This window comes from Rhizobium sp. Root482 (assembly GCF_001426565.1).
Taxonomy (GTDB): domain Bacteria; phylum Pseudomonadota; class Alphaproteobacteria; order Rhizobiales; family Rhizobiaceae; genus Pararhizobium.
On record NZ_LMFA01000012.1, the window covers coordinates 219,415 to 239,610 of the forward strand.

At 62.4% G+C, this 20,196-nt stretch carries 18 protein-coding genes; 10 read left to right on the top strand and 8 right to left on the bottom strand.

Annotated elements, in window-relative coordinates:
• From ASD31_RS09075 to ASD31_RS09085, 3 genes are read right to left on the bottom strand one after another with little or no spacing between them, the layout of a single operon-like run.
• Complete coding sequence (locus ASD31_RS09075) at positions 1 to 1,053, bottom strand: HlyD family secretion protein (RefSeq protein ID WP_056332066.1); 1,053 nt, start codon at positions 1,051 to 1,053, stop codon at positions 1 to 3.
• Between the two features lie 19 nt (positions 1,054 to 1,072).
• On the bottom strand, positions 1,073 to 2,737 hold the full coding sequence (locus tag ASD31_RS09080) for an MFS transporter (protein WP_056332067.1): 1,665 nt from the start codon (positions 2,735 to 2,737) through the stop codon (positions 1,073 to 1,075).
• A 7-nt stretch (positions 2,738 to 2,744) separates the two neighbouring features.
• Positions 2,745 to 3,188, bottom strand: a complete 444-nt coding sequence (locus tag ASD31_RS09085) for a MarR family winged helix-turn-helix transcriptional regulator (protein WP_056332069.1) — start codon at positions 3,186 to 3,188, stop codon at positions 2,745 to 2,747.
• Between the two features lie 345 nt (positions 3,189 to 3,533).
• On the opposite strand from ASD31_RS09085, the gene ASD31_RS09090 reads away from it, so the two are divergent.
• The 9 genes from ASD31_RS09090 (at position 3,534) to ASD31_RS09130 (ending at position 12,423) form a co-directional block, all read left to right on the top strand.
• Positions 3,534 to 5,036, top strand: a complete 1,503-nt coding sequence (locus tag ASD31_RS09090) for a replicative DNA helicase (protein WP_056332071.1) — start codon at positions 3,534 to 3,536, stop codon at positions 5,034 to 5,036.
• A 140-nt stretch (positions 5,037 to 5,176) separates the two neighbouring features.
• On the top strand, positions 5,177 to 5,821 hold the full coding sequence (locus tag ASD31_RS09095) for a TerC family protein (RefSeq protein WP_056332073.1): 645 nt from the start codon (positions 5,177 to 5,179) through the stop codon (positions 5,819 to 5,821).
• Between the two features lie 54 nt (positions 5,822 to 5,875).
• Positions 5,876 to 7,030: an alanine racemase gene (alr, locus tag ASD31_RS09100; RefSeq protein ID WP_056332075.1), complete on the top strand. Its 1,155-nt coding sequence runs from the start codon at positions 5,876 to 5,878 to the stop codon at positions 7,028 to 7,030.
• 46 nt (positions 7,031 to 7,076) lie between these two features.
• Complete coding sequence (locus tag ASD31_RS09105; RefSeq protein ID WP_244483795.1) at positions 7,077 to 7,346, top strand: type II toxin-antitoxin system ParD family antitoxin; 270 nt, start codon at positions 7,077 to 7,079, stop codon at positions 7,344 to 7,346.
• A complete protein-coding gene (locus ASD31_RS09110; RefSeq protein WP_056332077.1) occupies positions 7,346 to 7,657 on the top strand; it encodes a type II toxin-antitoxin system RelE/ParE family toxin in 312 nt (103 codons plus the stop codon). Before ASD31_RS09105 ends, ASD31_RS09110 begins: the two co-directional genes overlap by 1 nt.
• Positions 7,657 to 9,060, top strand: coding sequence for a DNA repair protein RadA (gene radA, locus ASD31_RS09115; RefSeq protein ID WP_056332079.1), 1,404 nt, complete (start codon positions 7,657 to 7,659; stop codon positions 9,058 to 9,060). The genes ASD31_RS09110 and radA overlap by 1 nt, the downstream gene beginning before the upstream one ends.
• Positions 9,061 to 9,297: 237 nt before the next feature.
• Positions 9,298 to 9,912, top strand: coding sequence for a CvpA family protein (locus ASD31_RS09120; RefSeq protein WP_056332080.1), 615 nt, complete (start codon positions 9,298 to 9,300; stop codon positions 9,910 to 9,912).
• 150 nt (positions 9,913 to 10,062) lie between these two features.
• Positions 10,063 to 11,553: an amidophosphoribosyltransferase gene (gene purF / locus ASD31_RS09125; protein ID WP_056332082.1), complete on the top strand. Its 1,491-nt coding sequence runs from the start codon at positions 10,063 to 10,065 to the stop codon at positions 11,551 to 11,553.
• Between the two features lie 129 nt (positions 11,554 to 11,682).
• The gene (locus ASD31_RS09130) at positions 11,683 to 12,423 is read left to right on the top strand and encodes an SDR family NAD(P)-dependent oxidoreductase (RefSeq protein ID WP_056332084.1); all 741 of its coding nucleotides are present in this window, start codon (positions 11,683 to 11,685) and stop codon (positions 12,421 to 12,423) included.
• Between the two features lie 73 nt (positions 12,424 to 12,496).
• Here the strand turns inward: ASD31_RS09130 and pssA are convergent, their stop codons facing one another.
• The 4 genes from pssA to ASD31_RS09150 all read right to left on the bottom strand — a co-directional run bounded on the left by pssA (position 12,497) and on the right by ASD31_RS09150 (position 18,259).
• A complete protein-coding gene (gene pssA / locus ASD31_RS09135; protein ID WP_056332087.1) occupies positions 12,497 to 13,351 on the bottom strand; it encodes a CDP-diacylglycerol--serine O-phosphatidyltransferase in 855 nt (284 codons plus the stop codon).
• A 35-nt stretch (positions 13,352 to 13,386) separates the two neighbouring features.
• The gene (locus ASD31_RS09140) at positions 13,387 to 14,085 is read right to left on the bottom strand and encodes a phosphatidylserine decarboxylase (protein WP_056332089.1); all 699 of its coding nucleotides are present in this window, start codon (positions 14,083 to 14,085) and stop codon (positions 13,387 to 13,389) included.
• 131 nt (positions 14,086 to 14,216) lie between these two features.
• Positions 14,217 to 16,103 carry an ABCB family ABC transporter ATP-binding protein/permease gene (locus ASD31_RS09145; protein WP_056332091.1) on the bottom strand — a complete coding sequence of 629 codons (1,887 nt, stop codon included), beginning with the start codon at positions 16,101 to 16,103 and terminating at the stop codon, positions 14,217 to 14,219.
• Between the two features lie 173 nt (positions 16,104 to 16,276).
• Positions 16,277 to 18,259, bottom strand: a complete 1,983-nt coding sequence (locus ASD31_RS09150) for a LysM peptidoglycan-binding domain-containing protein (RefSeq protein WP_056332093.1) — start codon at positions 18,257 to 18,259, stop codon at positions 16,277 to 16,279.
• Positions 18,260 to 18,518: 259 nt separating this feature from the next.
• On the opposite strand from ASD31_RS09150, the gene ASD31_RS09155 reads away from it, so the two are divergent.
• Complete coding sequence (locus tag ASD31_RS09155) at positions 18,519 to 19,139, top strand: TIGR00730 family Rossman fold protein (RefSeq protein WP_056332095.1); 621 nt, start codon at positions 18,519 to 18,521, stop codon at positions 19,137 to 19,139.
• Between the two features lie 13 nt (positions 19,140 to 19,152).
• Here ASD31_RS09155 and rarD read toward each other — a convergent pair whose 3' ends face one another.
• A complete protein-coding gene (gene rarD, locus ASD31_RS09160) occupies positions 19,153 to 20,091 on the bottom strand; it encodes an EamA family transporter RarD (RefSeq protein ID WP_056332097.1) in 939 nt (312 codons plus the stop codon).
• Positions 20,092 to 20,196: the final 105 nt, after the last annotated feature.

Consider the following 20,196-nt stretch of genomic DNA (forward strand, 5'->3'; position numbering starts at 1 on the left):
TTATTCAGGCTTTGCCGGATCGGCGGCCTTGTCGATGCGCACCTCGACGGACATGCCCGGTGCCAGTGCCTCGGCCCGCGGCTGGCCGGGATCGATCGAGATACGCACGCCGACGCGCTGGGCGACCTTGGTGAAATTGCCGGTGGCATTGTCGGCCTTGATGACGCTGAACTCGGAACCGGCGGCCGGCGAAAAGCGCTCGACATGGCCATTCAACCGGGCCTTGTCCAAGGCATCGACGGTGAAGACGACGGGCTGGCCGACCTTCATGCCGTCGAGCTGGGTTTCCTTGAAATTGGCGATGATCCAGACGTCCTTCGGGACGATCGCCATCAATTGGCTACCGGCCGTCACATATTGGCCGAGACGGGCGGCGACCTCGCCCAGCGTGCCGTCCTGAGGCGCCTTGATCCGCGTATTGGCAAGATCGATCCGGGCGAGTTCGACGGCGGCTTCGGCGCTATGCACCGCGGCTTCGAGGCCTGCCCGCGAACCGATGGTCGTCGCCAGCGCCTGGCGTGAAACCTCGATCGCCGCGTTGGCTTCGTCGACGCCTGCCTTTGCCTGTGCAAGATTGGCCTGCCCGGTATCGACGTCGCTGGACGTAGCAATGCCTTTTTCGGCCAGCGGCGTGATCCGGTCCCAGGCCTGCTGGGCACGGGTCAATGTCGCAACGGCGCTGGCATGCTGGGCTTCGCTGGCGGCGATGCCCGCTTGCGCGGAAAGCTCCTGCTGGCGGGAATTGGAAAGCGCCGCCTTCTGCGTATCCAGCATGCCTTTCGCCTGTTCCAGCTTCTGGGCGTAAATCCTGTCGTCGATCCTCAGAAGCACCTGCCCCGCCTTGACGGTCTCGTAATCCTTCACCGGGACGTCGGCGACATAGCCGGAAAGCTGCGGGCTGACGATCGTCACATAGCCGCGCACATAGGCGTTGTCTGTCGTTTCGACCGTTGTCGCGAACGGCGGCAGGCGCCAAGCATAGAGCACCAGCAGCGCGCCGGCGAGACCGGCCAGGAGCACGAGAAGGGTAGCGGGCGTACGAAATATCTTCATGGCGTGAACTCTGAATGTGTCAGGATCGGATGGCAACGGCTGGATCGGCTATTCGTGGCGCCAACAGCCGCGACCAGGCCAGATGTCCAAGCAGCAGGACAAGGCCGGTGGTGGCGGCGATGGAAATGACGAGGAAGGCGTCGTTATAGGCAAGGACATTGGCCTGCCGGGTTACCTGCTGGCCGAGCAGCACCAGGCCCTCGGCGTGCAGAAGCGACACGTCGCTGACGACCTTTCCATAGGCAGACGAAAGCTGCGAGACACGCTCGGAAACCAGGGGATTGGTGAGCAGAATGTGCTCGACCAGCACGTTCGAATGGAATTTCTCGCGGATGGTGACGAATGTGCCGAGCGCCGCCGAAGCGCAGAGGGCACCGATGCTCTGTGTAAAAAGGAAGATCACCAGGAAATTGACGATATAGGGTACGCCCTTGGCAAGCGCTGCGGCAAAGCCCTTGGCCATGACCGGCGGCAGGAACATCGCCGCGCCCGCAGCCACCATGGCCTGGCTGAGATACATCTGCTCCGGCCGGGTCAGGATGGTGGACTGGCTGTCGAGATAGGCGCCGGCGGCAATCAGCACGAGCGCCAGTGCATGCGCCGTTTCCACATAACGCGTCATCATCAGCGCCGTGCACACCAGGCCGCCGAGGATCGAGGCCAGCAGGATGACGGCATACATGATCTGCGTCTGCTCATTGAGCAGGCCGAGTTGCATGTAGAAATTCGCGGCCGTGGTCGTCTGCTCCGAACTGACGATGCGAAACAGAAGCAGAATGCCGGCCATATGCATGTTGTCTCTGGTAAAAAGCCAGCGCAGATCGACAAGCGGTGTCTTCCTTGGCAATTCCAGCACGCACATCGCCGTCAAGGCAATGATCGCGGCCACCAGCAAGACACCCAGCCACGGCGCCTCGAACCACCAGTAGATCCGGCCGAGCGTCAGCACAACGGCGAGGCAGCCGAAGCCGATGGCGAGCAGCAGATAACTGAGGATGTCCATGCGCTGGATGACGGCGGCGCGCGGCGGCGCCGTCAGCGGCAGGATGTAGACGATAGGCAGGGCGATCAGCGCAAGGCCCATTTCGAACGTGTAAAGTGCCTGCCAGCCGCCGAGGTCCATCAGGGGCGGCGAAATGATGCGGGCAATGGGCGCCGACAGCGTCGTGTTCAAAAGGGCAAGGCTCAAGCCGACCGACAATTTGCGGGCCGGCGGAAAGGCTTCCAGCATGTAGAGAAAGCCGAGCGTCGACAAGGGAGCCGCCGTCAGTCCGCTCAGGAACCGGACGACGATGGCCGAATGCAGGTCGGAAACGAAGAGGTTGAGAACGGAGGCGAAGACGAAGCAGATGATGCCCAGTTGGGCAAAGCTTCGCAAACCGTATTGAGAGCGTATCTTGAACAGGGCAATCGATACGGAGGCATAGGGCGCGATATAGGCGGCCGACAGCCAGGCGATCTCCGTCGTCGTCGCCGAAAGCGAGCCTTGCAGCTGATAAATATTGGCGTTCAGCAGGTTCATGCCGAGGCCCTGCGTCACGAACAGAAGGACCGAGGCAGCCATGTAGAGGGCGGCCTTCGGCGGGCTCATCGGTTCCGGCTGCACAACAGCAGGCTCGGCGGCCACGGGCGCTTCATCGGCGCTTCGTCGAAGGCTGGAACCGCTTTCGCTCGTGGCGCTCATCGCCGGCTCAATCCTTACCGATGGTGACGAGATTGCCGGCCATGCGGGCGACGACCTGCAGGGCGATGGCCTTGTCTCCCGCTTCAACTCCCCCCAGCACCTCTTCGCGGATTTCGCAGGCCAGCTTGTCGATTTCGCCGGCGATGCCGCGCCCGTAATCCGTCATGTGGATCCGCTTGGCTCGCCGATCGCGCGCCTCCAGGCGCCGCTCGATGAAACCCTGCTTCTCCATGCCATCCAGCAGGCGCACCATCGTCGGGGTTTCGATGCCGAGTTCGTCGGCAAGCTCCCGCTGGTTGAGGCCGTCGCGCGTGGACAGCGCGAACAATGCACGCGCCCGCGACAGGGTGAGCCCCCGCTCCTTCACCCGCGCATCGAACAGTGCGCGCAGCTTCCGATTCACCGAGGCAAGCGCGTCGAAGAGTTCGCGGTTGGCAGCACAAGCGGACATATCGTGACCTTCATATAGGTAGGATGCTAATTGTTTTAACCCTATCTAGCTTGTCTTCGTTATTTTGCAAGACCCACGGGCCAAGGACAAAAATCATGCGGATGGCGGCGCCTGAAGGTAGAATGGAAGCAACCGCGCCACGCGCCGATTCGGACCGGCCCGGTCAACAGGAAAGCATGCCGTAAGCGGAATTTTCCTCTTCCCGGACCTGCGCCCTGTGAAAAGCGGTGACGGTATGCCCGGGAGCGCGATCCCGTCGCGGCTGTTGCCTCACAGCCCTTGACCCCTGGCTGTTACGGACGCACATCAGGGCCGCCAGAAGACAAGAGACGGATACCCGACGCCATGAACGAAGCAGCGCGCAGACTTGCCCCCATCGCCAAGGATCAGGCAGAATCGCAATATCGCGAGGCGCCGAACAATCTCGAGGCCGAGCAGGCGCTTCTGGGCGCCATTCTCGTCAACAATGATGCCTTCTATCGCGTCTCCGACTTTCTCAAGCCGGTTCACCTCAACGAACCGCTGCACCGCCGGATTTTCGAGGTCGCCGGCGATATCATCCGCATGGGCAAGACCGCCAATCCGGTGACGATCAAGACCTTCCTGAAGGCCGACGAGAAGGTCGGCGACATGACGGTGGCGCAATATCTGGCCCGCCTCGCCTCCGAAGCGGTGTCGATCATCAATGCCGAGGACTATGGCCGGGCGATCTACGATCTGGCGCTACGCCGTTCGCTGATCACCATTGGCGAGGACATGGTCAATATCGCCTATGACGCACCGCTCGACATGCCGCCGCAGAGCCAGATCGAAGATGCCGAACGGCGTCTGTTCGAGCTTGCCGAAACCGGCCGTTACGACGGCGGCTTCCAGGCCTTCAACGACGCCGTGGCGCTTGCCATCGACATGGCCGGCCAGGCCTTCGAACGCGACGGCCATCTTTCGGGTATTTCCAGCGGCATCCAGTCGCTCGATGCCCGCATGGGCGGGTTGCAGCGGTCCGACCTGATCGTACTGGCGGGACGGCCCGGTATGGGCAAGACCTCGCTTGCAACCAATATCGCCTACAATATCGCAGCCGCTTACGAATCGGAAATTCAGGCCGACGGATCCATGAAGGCGAAGAATGGCGGCGTCGTCGGCTTCTATTCGCTGGAAATGTCGTCCGAACAGCTGGCGACCCGTATCATCTCCGAACAGACGGAAGTCTCCTCCTCGAAGATCCGCCGCGGCGAAATCTCCGAGCATGATTTCGAAAAGCTGGTCGCCTGCAGCCAGATGATGCAGAAGGTGCCGCTCTATATCGACCAGACCGGCGGCATCTCGATCGCCCAACTTTCCGCCCGTGCCCGCCGCCTCAAGCGCCAGCGCGGGCTCGATTGCCTGGTGGTGGACTATATCCAGCTGATGACCGGCTCAGGCAAATCCAGCGACAACCGGGTGCAGGAAATCACGCAGATCACCACCGGCCTGAAGGCGCTCGGCAAGGAACTGAACGTGCCGATCATCGCGCTTTCCCAGCTTTCGCGACAGGTGGAAAGCCGCGAGGACAAGCGGCCGCAGCTTTCCGACCTTCGCGAATCCGGCTCGATCGAGCAGGACGCCGACGTCGTGCTGTTCGTGTTCCGCGAGGAATACTATGTGAAGAACATGGAGCCGCGCGACGAATTCGACCCGAAATACGAAGAATGGAAGCAGACCTTCGAAAAGGTGAAGGGCACGGCCGACGTGATCATCGCCAAACAGCGTCACGGACCGACCGGCACGGTGAAACTCGCGTTCCAGTCCGAATTTACCCGTTTTACGGACCTCGCAGACCCGAGCTTCACGCAATACGAGGAACATTGAGCAACATCATGCGGGTCGTGCGATCGCTCCGCCGCATCGTGTTGCAAATCCGCGCTCTTCCGGATAATCGAAAATAAAACCGGCAAAGTATCGCGACAGTTTCGCCGCGAACGACATCTCAGTCTAGGGAAAATCCACTCATGGAAGCCTTTATCGCGTTGCTCCAGGTCCTTGCGATCGATCTTGTCCTGGCGGGCGACAATGCCATCGTCATCGGTCTCGCCGCTGCCGGACTTCCTAAGGAACAGCGCGGCAAGGCGATCCTGATCGGTATTGCCGCAGCCACGGTGCTGCGCATCATCTTCGCCTTGCTGACCACCCAGCTGCTCGAAATCCTCGGCCTTCTGCTCGTTGGCGGCATTCTGCTCCTGTGGGTCTGCTGGAAGATGTGGCGCGAACTGCGCACGGCGGCACAAGAACAAAATGCAGGGCTGGAATCGCTTACCGGCGAAGACGTCGACAAGGACGGCGCCATCGGCAGCGGCGCATCGCGCAAGACCCTCAAGCAGGCGGCGCTACAGATTGTCGTCGCCGATGTCTCGATGTCGCTCGACAATGTGCTGGCAGTCGCGGGCGCTGCGCGCGAACATCCCAATATCCTCATTCTCGGCCTTGCCGTATCGGTTGCGCTGATGGGCATTGCCGCCTCGTTCATCGCCAAGCTGCTGCACCGCTTCCCCTGGGTTTCCTATCTCGGTCTTGCGATCATCCTCTTCGTTGCCTTGAAGATGATCTACGAAGGCTTCATGGAAGTGCAACCGCTTCTGACCACCGCGCTCATGTGAGCATTCAGGGAAAAGGCGGCCTGAGGCCGCCACCGCTGGGTTGTATCTATTGCCATGACGTTATCCAAACACCCCTCGCCCGCCTTCACGGCCGCCTCCAACCGGCTGACGATCGACCTTGGCGCGCTGGCCGATAACTGGCGCCGGATGGGCGCCCTTTCCGGAAGCGCGCGCGCCGCGGCCGTTCTCAAGGCGAATGCCTACGGGATCGGCCTCAAACCGGCAGCCGAAACGCTCTATGCGGCCGGGGCGCGCGATTTTTTCGTGGCCAATGCCGAGGAAGGTGCGGCCCTGCGGCCGATTGTTCCGGACGGCAAGATCTATATTCTTGCCGGCCTGTGGCCAGGCAATGAACAGCTTTTCTTCGACAATAACCTCATTCCGATCGTCAATTCGAGCGAACAGCTGGACGTCTTCCTGTCGGCGTTGTCGCAGCGGGGCGACCACCCTTGCGTCCTTCATATCGATACGGGCATGAACCGCCTCGGGCTCGGCGCGACGGAAGCGCTGGCGCTTGCCGGTGATGCGGCGCGCCCGGCCGGCTTCTCCCCCGTCCTGGTGATGAGCCACCTGGCCTGCGCCGACGATCCGGCACATCCTCTCAACTGTCGCCAGCTCGAATCATTCCAGGTGGTTGCGGCAGCTTTTAAAGGCGTCGAATCAAGCCTTGCCAATTCCGCCGGCGTACATCTCGGCACCGACTACCATTTCGACCTGACCCGCCCCGGGATCGCCGTCTATGGCGGCGAGGCCGTCAATGGCGTGCCGAACCCGATGAGGCCGGTGGTGAAGGCGCAGGCGCGCATCCTGCAGATCCGCCGCGTCGCGACCGGCGAAACCGCAAGCTACGGCGCCTCGGCGCAGTTTGCCCGCGATAGCCGCGTCGCCATTGTCGCCGTCGGTTATGCCGACGGCTATCACCGCTCCGTCTCGGGCGGCGGCGTCACCCTTCGGCAGGCAACGCCCTCCGGCGCCTTCGGCTTCCTCAATGGAATGAAGATACCCCATCTCGGCCGCGTGACGATGGATCTCTGTCTCTTCGACGTCACGGACCTGCCGGAAGATGCTGCCCGGCCGGGCGACTATATCGAACTGTTCGGTGAGAATATCGCCATCGACGACGTGGCAAGGGCCGGCGGAACGATCGGCTACGAGATGCTGACCAGCCTTGGAGACCGGTACGAGCGGGCCTATATCGAGAGCGCGTAAGCTTTTCGGCTCGGCAGTCTTGGATTCACCGGAGGGATATTGTACCTTGGAACAAAAGGAGATCATCTTGAGCGATATCCAATTGACCGAGGAAGATCGGGCATTCGTTGAAGAGCGTGTGGGAAACGGTCCCTACAAAACTGCAAACGACGTTGTTCACGCCGGGCTTCAATCGCTGCAGCATGCGGAGGCGGAACTGAAGCGTCTCATCCAGGAAGGCGAGGATGATATCGCAGCCGGCCGCTTCTACGATTTTAGCGAAAGCGACGATCTCGCCGAGTTTATCATTGCGCGCTCGAAAACGCGTCACGCCTGATGCGACGAAGAGGCGTTCGCCTGTCAGAACGGGCGGCAGACGATCTGACAGCGATCTATGACTATGTGGCGGACACGAACCCTGATGCCGGCGGGCGCGTGATCAAGGGAATCACCGCCAAGATCAAGGCAATCGCTGCGTCGGGCCTTACCGGCGTTTCCAGGGAACACATGAAGTCGGGCTTGCGGATGATCGCTGTCCGGAATCATCTAGTCTATTTCCGCGTTACAGCTTCCCATGTCTTCGTGCTGCGCATCCTCCACGGGCGCCAGGACATTTCCTCCAAAGACTTCCCCGAAAGCGAGACTTGATGGCGAAAGCCCGGACACAATTCATCTGCCAGAACTGCGGCACCGTGCATGCCCGCTGGGTCGGCAAATGCGAAGGCTGCGGCCAGTGGAATACCATCGTCGAGGAAGACCCGATGGGCGGCATCGGCGGCGGACCGGGCAAGACGCCGAAGAAGGGCCGGCCGGTTGCGCTGACGACGCTTTCGGGCGAGATCGAGGACGCGCCGCGCATCACCACCGGCATCTCGGAACTCGACCGAGCGACCGGCGGCGGCTTCGTGCGCGGCTCGGCCGTGCTGATCGGCGGCGATCCGGGCATCGGCAAATCAACCGTGCTGATGCAGGCGGCGGCGGCCCTGTCGCGCCAAGGCCACCGGGTCATCTATGTCTCTGGCGAAGAGGCGGTTGCCCAGGTGCGGTTGCGCGCCCAGCGGCTGGGTGCCGCCGATACCGAGGTGCTGCTTGCCGCCGAAACAAATGTCGAGGACATTCTGGCGACGCTCGGCGAAGGCAAGCGGCCGGATCTCGCCATCATCGATTCGATCCAGACCCTGTGGAGCGACACGGCCGATTCCTCGCCGGGAACGGTCACGCAGGTGCGCATCGGCGTGCAGGCGATGATCCGGTTCGCCAAGCAGACCGGCGCCGCCCTCGTGCTGGTTGGCCATGTGACGAAGGACGGCCAGATCGCCGGTCCGCGTGTAGTCGAGCACATGGTCGATGCCGTTCTCTATTTCGAGGGCGACCGCGGCCATCACTACCGCATCCTGCGCACGGTGAAGAACCGCTTCGGCCCCACTGACGAGATCGGCGTGTTCGAAATGTCGGACAAGGGCCTGCGCGAGGTCACCAATCCTTCGGAACTCTTCCTCGGCGAGCGCAATGCGAAATCGCCGGGTGCGGCGGTCTTTGCCGGCATGGAGGGAACGCGTCCCGTGCTCGTCGAAGTCCAGGCGCTGGTGGCGCCGACATCGCTCGGAACGCCGCGCCGCGCCGTCGTCGGCTGGGACAGTGCCCGCCTGTCGATGATCCTTGCCGTGCTGGAGGCACATTGCGGCGTGCGGCTCGGCCAACATGACGTCTATCTGAACATCGCCGGCGGCTACCGCATTTCCGAGCCGGCCGCCGATCTTGCCGTCGCTTCCGCGCTGGTTTCCTCGCTTGCCGGTCTTGCCCTTCCCTCCGATTGCGTCTATTTCGGCGAAGTCAGCCTGTCGGGCGCCATCCGGGCGGTTGCGCATACGGCCCAGCGCCTTAAAGAAGCCGAAAAGCTCGGCTTTTCACAGGCCGTCCTGCCATCCGCCTCCGCCGACCTGCCCAAGGGTTCGGGCATGAGCTGGGCGGAAATGGAAAGCCTGCCGGATTTGGTGGCGCGCATTGCCGGCTCGAAGGGAGCCTTGAAACAGGCGGATAACGATGATTGAGGAACGGCATGCCTGAGGGGCGGTTCCGGCGAAAACGGAGCAGATCCCGCACCGACCTCGAAACGCCTGCGGCGTGACGATGGAATGTTCGCGAAAAATCGGCGCGGAATGGGGCGGGCACATGGTTTTTAAATCGCACTCGGTCTAAAAGGCATGCAGCAGAAACATAAGGGGTGCTGCGTCTTATGGCGCGTCCGGAGGGGCGCGCGGCGCGGCAGGCGTTCGGAGTAGGTCAATATGCCCATTACAATTCTCGACGGTATCGTTCTCGGTGTCGCGCTGTTCTCGGCCATTCTTGCCATGGTACGCGGCTTTTCCCGGGAAGTGCTGTCGGTCGCAAGCTGGGTCGGCGCGGCGGCGGCCGCCTATTTCCTTTACCCCTACTTGCTGCCCTTCGCCAAGAACTATACCACCAGCGATACGGTGGCGATGATCGGCTCGGCCGGCGTCGTCTTCCTCATCGCGCTGATCATTATCTCGTTCATCACCATGCGGATTGCCGATTTCATCATCGACAGCCGCATCGGCGCGCTCGACCGCACACTCGGCTTCCTGTTCGGGGCGGCGCGCGGCATTCTGCTCGTCGTCGTCGCCATGCTGTTCTTCAATTGGCTGGTGGCGCCGCAACAGCAGCCGGTCTGGGTAACGACGGCAAAATCCAAGCCGCTGCTCGACAATCTCGGCGGAAAGCTGATCGCCCTGCTGCCTGAAAATGCCGATGCGACGATCCTCGATCGCCTGCGCGGCAAGGATACGACCGGCGAAGGTGAAAGCGAAGGCACGGGCGGCGGCACGACCCAGCCGCCGGCCGAGGAAACGCCGGCCACCAACAGCCCGGCGACCAACGGCTGACGCAAATGACGAAAAAGTGACAGGCCGGGAAGCGCCTTTCGCTCTATCCGCATGAGAAATACGCCGTCCCCGGGTCCAGCGACTTGAAGGGCGGCAAAGCCGATACGATATGCGCAACGCGTTCCAGCCCCAAGACGAAGGCCAGCAGCGATGACCCATTTGCGATCCGAAGAGATCAACGACGAATTCGATGGCGATACGCTGCACGAAGAATGCGGCGTATTCGGCATTCTGGGCCATGCGGACGCCGCCGCCCTGACGGCGCTCGGCCTGCATGCGCTGCAGCACCGGGGGCAGGAAGCCGCCGGCATCGTCACCTTCGACGGCAAGCAGTTCCACACCGAGAAGCACATGGGCCTGGTCGGCGATCACTATACCGACCCGGCCACCCTGGCAAAGCTGCCGGGCTCGATCGCGATCGGCCATACGCGCTATTCCACCACAGGCGAAGTGGCGCTGCGCAATGTCCAGCCGCTGTTTGCCGAGCTCGAAGTCGGCGGCATCGCGATCGCCCATAACGGCAATTTCACCAATGGGCTGACGCTGCGCCGCCAGATCATCGCCACCGGCGCCATCTGTCAGTCGACCTCCGACACCGAAGTGGTGCTGCATCTCATCGCCCGCTCGCGCCACAGCTCGACGGCCGACCGGTTCATCGACGCCATCCGGCAGATGGAAGGCGGCTATTCGATGCTGGCGATGACCCGCACCAAGCTGATCGCCGCGCGCGACCCCACAGGCATCCGGCCGCTGGTGATGGGCGAACTCGACGGCAAGCCGATCTTCTGCTCGGAAACCTGCGCACTCGATATTATCGGCGCCAAATATATCCGCGACGTCGAGAATGGCGAAGTGATCATCTGCGAGATCCAGCCCGACGGTTCGATCGAGATCGATGCGCGCAAGCCCGTCAATGCGCAGCCGGAACGCCTCTGCCTGTTCGAGTATGTTTATTTCTCGCGCCCCGATTCGGTGGTCGGCGGCCGCAATGTCTATGTGGCCCGCAAGAACATGGGCATCAACCTCGCCAAGGAATCGCCCGTGGACGCCGACGTGATCGTGCCGGTCCCCGACGGCGGCACGCCGGCTGCCATCGGCTTTGCCCAGGCGAGCGGCATTCCCTTCGAACTCGGCATCATCCGCAATCATTATGTCGGCCGCACCTTCATCGAGCCGACGCAGCAGATCCGCGCCTTCGGCGTCAAGCTGAAGCATTCGGCCAATCGCGCCATGATCGAAGGCAAGCGTGTCGTGCTGGTCGATGATTCCATCGTGCGCGGCACCACCTCGGTAAAGATCGTCCAGATGATCCGCGAGGCCGGCGCTACCGAAGTCCATATCCGCGTGGCGAGCCCGATGATCCATCATCCCGATTTCTATGGGATCGACACACCGAATGCCGACAAGCTTTTGGCGAACCAGCATGCGGATCTTGCTTCCATGTGCGCCTATATCGGCGCCGATTCGCTGGAATTCCTGTCGATCGACGGGCTTTACCGCGCCGTCGGCGGCGAGGATCGCAACAATGCCCGCCCGCAGTTCACCGATCATTATTTCACCGGCGATTATCCCACCCGGCTGCTCGACAAGAACGGCGATGCCTCGGCACCGCGCCTCTCCATGCTTGCCAGCAAGGGCTGAGCACGCCTGCCCAGCGAAAGCGGCAAAACCCCTCGCCTGCGTCAAATCGAGGCGCCGCGCCGTCTTGCGCAGGGCGTCGCGGATATGGCACAGCAGGCCCCGTATCAATGAACTCGGAGCCATCACGCCATGATCGACCTCAAGGGCCGTCTCGCACTCGTTACCGGCGCCTCGCGCGGCATCGGTTTCTTCACGGCGCTTGAACTGGCCAAGGCCGGCGCCCAGGTGATTGCCTGCGCCCGGACCGTCGGCGGCCTGGAAGACCTCGACGACGCGATCAAGGCCGCCGGCGGGCTGCCGGCAACGCTGGTTCCCTTCGACCTCACCGACATGGCGGCGATCGACAAGCTGGGCGGCGCGATCCACGAGCGCTGGGGCAGGCTTGACATCCTGGTCGCCAATGCCGGCATGCTCGGCGTCATCGCGCCGATCGGCCATGTCGAGGCGAAAGTGTTCGAAAAGGTGATGACGGTGAACGTGACGGCGACCTGGCGGCTGATCCGTTCCGTCGATCCGCTGCTGCAGCAGTCCGATGCGGGACGGGCGCTGATCCTGTCCTCCGCCGCCGCGCACAAGTGCAAGCCCTTCTGGGGTCCCTACTCCGCCTCCAAGGCGGCGGTCGAGGCTCTGGCGCGCACCTGGGCCGGCGAGACGCAGCGCCTGCCCCTGCGCGTCCTCAGCGTCGATCCGGGCGCCACGCGCACGGCCATGCGGGCGCAAGCCATTCCCGGCGAGGATCCCGCAACCGTGCCACATCCTTCAGAGGTTGCCGCCAAGCTGATGCCGCTGCTCGGCCCCGGCCAGACCGAGACCGGCAAGCTTTTTGTCGTTCGCGAAAACCGGATCGTGGATTACCGCCTGCCGGAGTGAATTTCGTCGTTTCAACAAAAAAGCCGCCGCTGAGGTTTCAGCGGCGGCTTTTTCGTCTGCAGATATCGGCAGGCTATTTCGGTTCGCCCGGCAGGCCATCCTCGACTTCCGCCGGATGGTCCGGATGACCGGGCCAGTTGTTGCCATATTTCTTCTGCCATTTGCGGGCGCCGAACGGCAAGCTCAGCAGATAGCCGACGGCGGTGATTACCATGGTCTCCCAGGTAAAGCTCATCAAGGTCGCGACATAGAGCACGACGAATAGGATGATCGGCAGGACGAGATCGCGGCGCACCCGGTTTTCCGACTTGCCGGACCAGACCGGCAGGCGGCTGACCAGCAGAAAGGCGATCAGCACCGTGTAGGCAGAGGAAATGATGCCGATCAGCCGATCCGGCGCCAGTCCGAGAAGGCCGAGATACATCGGCAGGAGCACCAGCATGGCACCAGCCGGCGCCGGCACGCCGACGAAATATTCCGACTGCCAGGATGCCTTCACCTCCCGCTCCGACATGACGTTGAAGCGGGCGAGGCGCAGGCCCGCGGCAATGACGTAGATCAGCGCGGCGATCCAACCGAGCGAGCGGGCCTGGTCGAGCACGAAGGCATAGAGCACGAGCGCCGGCGCAACGCCGAAATTGACGATATCGGCGAGCGAGTCCATCTGCGCGCCGAATTTCGACGTGGCCTTCATCAACCGCGCAATGCGGCCGTCGATGCCGTCGAGAAAGGCGGCAATCAGCACCATGGCGACGGCAAGCTCGAAGCGGTTTTCGAAGGCGAGCCGCACGCCGGACAGGCCGGCGCAGATCGCCAGGACGGTAATCAGATTGGGAACGATCAGCCGCAGTGGAATTTCCCTCAGCCGCGGGCCGCGCGCCTCGTCATTGGGGCCGTTCGGTTCGAATGACGGAAAAGGCGTTTCCATGACGTGCTCCTCTTGCCTGAATGACGGTCGTCGCATCAGCCGCGACGGCTGATGACCGGACCCTTGGCGGAACCGAATTCGGCGAGCACCGTCTCGCCGGCGATCGCCGTCTGGCCGAGGCTGACACGCGGCTGGGCGCCATCGGGCAGGAAGACATCGAGCCGCGAGCCGAAGCGGATGAGCCCAAAACGTTCGCCGGCCTGCAGCGTGTCGGTCTCGCGCGACCAGCAGATGATGCGGCGGGCGACCAGGCCTGCGATCTGAATGACGCCGATCGTGCCGTGCGACGTCTCGATCGCCAGGCCATTGCGCTCGTTTTCATGGCTTGCCTTGTCGAGTTCGGCATTGACGAACTTGCCGGCCCTGTAGCTGATGCGCCGGATGGTGCCGCGCATGGGCGCACGGTTCACGTGGCAATTGAAGACATTCATGAAGACAGTGATGCGCAGCATCGGCGTCGTTCCGAGCTGAAGCTCTTCCGGAGGCGTCACAAGCGCGATGGAAGACACCCGGCCATCCGCCGGGCTAATGACCAGATCGTCATCGAGCGGGGTCAGGCGTTCGGGATCGCGGAAGAAATAGGCGCACCAGGCGGTCAGCAGGAAGCCGATCCACATCAGCGGTTCCCAGAGAAAGCCGAGAACCAGCGAAACGACAAAGAAGCCGGCGATGAAGCGATAGCCTTCCCTGTGCACAGGGACCAGCGTGTTGCGCACCGTATTGATCAAGCTCATGGACTGTCGTCTCCAGTTTTCTCAAGCCCCAGCCCCTACAGGGAAATGCGGAAGCGGGCAATGCGGGAGCTGGCTGGCGTTGGAGAATGGTGGGTAACATCCCTATTCGCTACTCACTACTCACTTCCCCTTCACAACGCCGTAGCGCCGCGGATTACCACGCCCAGATCGTCGCTCTCGCGCACTTTCTTCAATGTTTCCTCGGCCTGCGTCGCCTCGCGCTGGCGGTTCCACATGGAGGCGTAAAGACCGTCCCGGTCGATAAGTTCCCCATGCGTGCCGCGCTCGGCGATGCCGCCGTCCTTGAGAACGATGATCTCGTCGGCGTGGATGACCGTCGACAGGCGGTGGGCGATGATTAGCGTCGTGCGGTTGCGCGAAACGATATCGAGCGCCGTTTGGATCTCCTGTTCGGTGTGGGTATCGAGCGCCGAGGTCGCCTCGTCGAGGATCAGGATGGGCGGGTTCTTGAGCACGGTACGGGCGATCGCGACACGCTGCTTTTCGCCGCCGGACAATTTCAGGCCACGCTCGCCGACCATGGCGCCGTATCCCTCCGGCAGGCTTTCGATGAACTGGCCGACCTGGGCGATCTCGGCCGCCGCCTCGATCTCGGCTTGCGTCGCCGAGGTCCGGCCATAGCGGATATTGTAGGCGATGGTGTCGTTGAACAGCACCGTATCCTGCGGCACCATGCCGATGACGGCGCGCAGGCTCTTCTGCGTCACGTCGCGCACGTCCTGGCCGTCGATGGTGATCGCACCCTGCTGCACGTCGTAGAACCGGTAGAGCAGCCGCGACAAGGTTGATTTCCCGGCACCTGACGGGCCGACGACGGCCACGGTCTTGCCCGCCGGCACTTCGAAACTGATGCCCTTGAGGATGGGGCGGGCCGGATCATAGGCGAAGTGCACATCCTTGAAGGCGATCGATCCCTTGTCGATCGCCAGATCCTTGGCATCGGGACTGTCGATGACCTCGGCTTGCACTTCGAGCAGGTCGAACATCTGCTCGATATCGGTCAGGCCCTGGCGGATTTCGCGGTAGACGAAGCCGATGAAATTGAGGGGGACGGAAAGCTGCATCAGCATCGCATTGATGAAGACGAAATCGCCGAGCGTCTGTTCTCCACGCTGAACGGCGAGCGCCGACATCACCATCATGATCGCCGTGCCGACGCCGAAGATCAGGCCCTGGCCGAAATTGAGCCAGCCGAGCGACGTCCAGACCTGCGTCGCCGAACGCTCGTATCGAGCCATCGACTGATCGAAGCGCTTGGCTTCCATCTCCTCGTTGCCGAAATATTTGACCGTCTCGAAATTGAGCAGCGAGTCGATCGCCTTGGTATTAGCATCGGTATCACTGTCGTTCATCGCCCGGCGGATCGAGATGCGCCAGTCGCTCGCCTTGATGGTGAACCAGATATAGACAGCGACGGTGACGGCGGTGACGAGCAGATAGCTGAATCCATAGCCCCACCAGAAGATGACGGCCGTCAGCAGGAACTCGATCAGCGTCGGCACCGTGTTCAGAATGGTGAAGCGGACGATCGTTTCGATGCCCTTGGTGCCGCGCTCGATGATCCGCGACAGGCCACCCGTGCGGCGCTCGAGATGGAACCGCAGGGACAATTGATGCATATGGACGAAGGTGCGGTAGGCGAGCTGGCGCACAGCATACTGACCAACGCTGGCAAACAGCGCGTCGCGCAACTGGTTCAGGCCCACCTGCAGCAGCCGCGCCAGATTATAGGCGAGCACCAGCATGACGGCGCCGGTGAAGACCGCGGGCAACAGGCCGACAATATCGGTATGTCCGTTCAGCGCATCGGTAGCCCATTTGAAGAAGTAGGGGACGAGCAGCAGGACGATCTTGGAGATCAGCAACATCACTGTTGCCCAGACGACCCGCATCTTCAGGTCGGCGCGATCGCCCGGCCACATATATGGCCAGAGATTGACGAGCGTGCGAAGCGGATTGCCAGTGTCCGCCGATACCGTCTTGTTTTTCGCTGCCACGTTTTCCCCGCTATCGCTTCAAGCCGCTTCGCAACCTTGCCCGCCAGGGGCAGATGATGCCAAGCGCGTGCCTGTAATATCAATCAAAAGCGGCGCCTTTTCAAAAGACGCCGCTTCGTTTCAGATAGGTCCCGCAACAGCCTGCCGCAATGGAGCAGTGGCCAAAAAGGCGATCAGGGCTGCTTGTTCATGCGCTTGCGATGCAGTTCCTGCGCTTCCGCCTCGGACATGGCTTCGTCCGGCACGCCGAAGACCTGGCCGGGCAGGATGCGATCCGGATTGGTGATCTGGCCCTCATTGGCAAGATAGATCGTCGTATAGCGAACCCCGGCGCCATAGACCCTTCGCGAAATCTGCCACAGCGTATCGCCACGACGGATGATGACCGAGGACTTGCTCTCTCGCAGCGGCGCCTGCTGGACGGTGACCGGTTCGGCTGCGGCCGTGTCGACCGCCGGCGCCGGTGCGGGCTTGCTGTCGGCCGTTGCGGCGGCATTTTGCTCCGCCGTCGTTTCCGGCTGCGCAGGCTCGGTCGCTGCCGATTGCGTTGCCGGGGCCGGCTTTTCCACATCGCCCTGGGCTGCATCGGTTTGCGTCGCAGCCGCATCCTGTGCCGGGGCCGTATCCTGGGCAGGCGCTGCGGCAAGCATGCCGTTGCCATCGGTTCGCGGCATCAGCGCCAGATCGACCGCAGCCTCGATATTGCCGAGCGATGCCGAGACGCTTGCCGCATCCTGCGGCAGCGATTTCAACAGGGCCAGAGCATCGGTCGCGCCCTTGGCGGTCTTTGCCGCCATTTCCTTGACGTTGGCATCGAGATTGGCCGCGACCTTGTAGTCTGCCAGCGACTTCAAGGCGATTTCGGTGGCGGACCGGGCAGCCGCAAGCTCTTCCGCTGTCGGCACCTTGCCATTCTCGAACAGGCCCTTCAGCAGGCCAAGCGCCTTCGTCGCCTCCATTCTGAGGCCATCGAAGCTTCCGCCCTCGAAGGGCACGACCGCCCCTTGCACATTTTCTTCCGCAACAGCTGCGACCTGGTCCCCGACCGGACGATCGAAGGGCACGGCGGCACGCAGTTCGACCTTGCCGTTCGCATCAACCACATCGGCGCGGATCGTATGGCTTCCCACCGACAGATCGATCGTGCCATCGACGACGAAACGCCCCGCCTCGTCGGCCTTCATTTCGCCGACCAGTATGTCATCCGCATAAATCCGCACCAAGCTGCCGGCCTTGGCCTTGCCGGCGACGAAAATCTTTTGACCTTCAATCTCGACGGCCGAAACAGCAACGGCCGGATTGTCGCCGGCTGCAGGCGCGGCCGATCCAGCGTCCGTGGCAGGCGCGGCGGCGGACATATCGGCCGGTGCCTGCGTATTCGCCTGACCTGCCGGATCGACAGCGGCGGTTTCCGGCGAAGCGCCTTCGGCATTGCCGGCGGCCGGCGTCGATTGTTCCGTCGCGTCGGTCGGCTTTGCATCAGCCGTCGGCTTTTGCGCGGCGGCCCCGGAATTTTCGGTCGGCGTGGTGATGATGCGGCTCGCTTCGCCCGGCTTGGAAACCATGGCCAGCAGTTCGCCGCCGCCATCCTTGGGGATCGACACCGTCGCGACCTCCTGCGAGGATTTTGTGGCACCGTTTTCGCCGACACTTCGCAGCGACAACTGATAATCGCCGGCCGGCAGCGGCTTGTCGAAGATCGCGGCGAAATCGCCCGTCGCGCCGACATCCGCGGTTGCGACCACCGTATCGCCATCGACGATTTCCAGCTTGGTATTGGGTTGAGCCCGCCCGGCGATAACGGTCGAACCGTCCGGCTCGACACGCAGGACGTCGAAGCCGGGCACGGTCCAGCCAAGGGTCGGATCGGTACCTTCAGGTGACGAGGCCTGCTGGCCATCGGCCGGCCCGGAGCCGGCTTCCCCTGTCGGGGCGGGCGCGGCCGGCGTTTCCGTCTGGCCGGCGGCGTCGGCCATCGGGCGGGCGCCCTTGGCATCCGCTACGGCATCGGCGGGTTTTGTTTCCTCCTGCGCCGGCTTCTCGGCCGTGACGGTGTTCTCGCTCCCGTCGATATTGGGCAGGACGAAGAAAACCATCAGAAGCGATGCGATTGCCAGGACGATAAGAGCCACCCAGCTGGCCTTGTTCTTCATCATGCACATCTCCAAGCGGGACCGCGCCGCCCGCATCGCCATGATCGCGGAACTCCGGCATCTCTCCCCGGATGCGGCGCCTGTCACTCTCCGTGGGTTCATCCGGCGGAGGCAGCTTGCATCACATCGTCAGTTCAACTCTAAAAATAGCTAACGATTTCCGGCGCTTTCCACAAGCATGCTTGCATGTTCCGAAGCCCGGACACCGTGGTTTCCCGTCATTTTTCTTGACCTGCGCTGCGGTGCAATGTCTGTTTGGACCATGAATGAGAAAAATATCCCGATTCGATCCATCTGCGTCTATTGCGGCTCGCAGCCCGGCAATGATCTGTCCTATATGGAGGCCGGCCGCATACTGGGCAAATCCATCGCCGAGAATCATCTCCGGCTGGTCTATGGTGGCGGCACGAAAGGCATCATGGGTGCCGTGGCCAACGGCGTTCTCTCCCATGGCGGCCGCGTTACCGGCATCATACCAGAATTTCTCGTGGATATGGAGGCCACGCGCCAATCGCTCGGGCAATTGAGCGAATTGATCGTCACGCCGGACATGCATGTGCGCAAGCACAAGATGTTCGAACGCGCCGATGCCTTCGTCACCCTGCCGGGCGGGATCGGCACGCTTGAGGAAATCATCGAGATCATGACCTGGGCCCAGCTTGGCCGCCACCGCAAGCCGATCGTGCTTGCCAATATCGGCGGTTTCTGGGATCCACTGATGGAGCTGATCCGCCACATGGCCGATAGCGGCTTCATCCACACCGCCCATCTCGTCCAGCCGATCGTCATCGACCAGCCGGAAGAAATCGTGCCGGCGCTCATGGCCCATTGGGCCGGCGACGTGGACCGCCGCGGCGAAGCCGAAATCATTTCGAAAATGTGAACGGCGCCGCCGCCTATTCCGCCGGGTTCGGCGCGGCCACGCGCCTGGCGCGGCTTTCGCGGATCATCGAGACGGAATAGATGGCAAGGGCTGCCCAGATCAGCACGAAAGCGATCAGCTTTGATGTTCCGAACGGTTCGTGAAAAACGAAGACCGCGATCACGAAGATCATCGTCGGCGCGATATATTGCATGATGCCGATGGTCGATAGCTTCAACAGCTTGGCGCCGTTGGCATAGATCATCAGCGGCACGGCGGTGACGACGCCGGAGGCGAGCAGCCAACCGAAATTGGCCCAGCCGGTATCGACGAAATGCCCCTGCCCCGTTACCTCCAGATAGACCACGTAGCAAAGCGCGGGAACGCTGAGCAGCAGCACTTCGAGGAAAAATCCCTGGTTGGCGCCGATCGGCAGGGTCTTGCGGAAGAAGGCATAGAGCCCCCAGGACAGGGCCAATCCGATCGAGACCCAGGGCAGGCCGCCATTGTCGAATGCCAGCACGACGACGGCGACGGCGGCAAGGCCGATCGCCACGGTCTGCGCCGGAGTGAGCTTTTCCTTCAGCAGCACGGCACCGAGAAAGACCGAGAACAGCGGATTGATATAATAGCCGAGCGCCGTTTCGATGGCGCGCCCGGCGCCGATCGCCCAGACATAGATGCCCCAGTTGATGGTGATGAGCACGGCGGTCAGCATCGCCATCTTCACCATGCGGGGTGAGCGCAGCGCCGCCTTCACATCGCCGGTTCGCCCCAAAAACAGCAGGACGGCGCCGGCAAGCGGCACCGACCACAGGATTCGGTGGGCAACCACCTCGAAAGCCGGGATATGGGCAACGGCCTTCATGAAGAAGGGCAGGAAACCCCAGAGCAGATAGGCCACGAGCGCGAAGCCGAAGCCGCGCGGCGAATCGCCGCTCGGTGCAGCCGGATCTTGTTTCGCATCAGCCATGGCATGTGATCCTGTCGAGAGTGCAATTTGGCCCCGTTCCTACTCCAAAGACCATTGATCAACCAATTCATTTCGGTGAACCTTGCATGCAATCACGCTGATGGA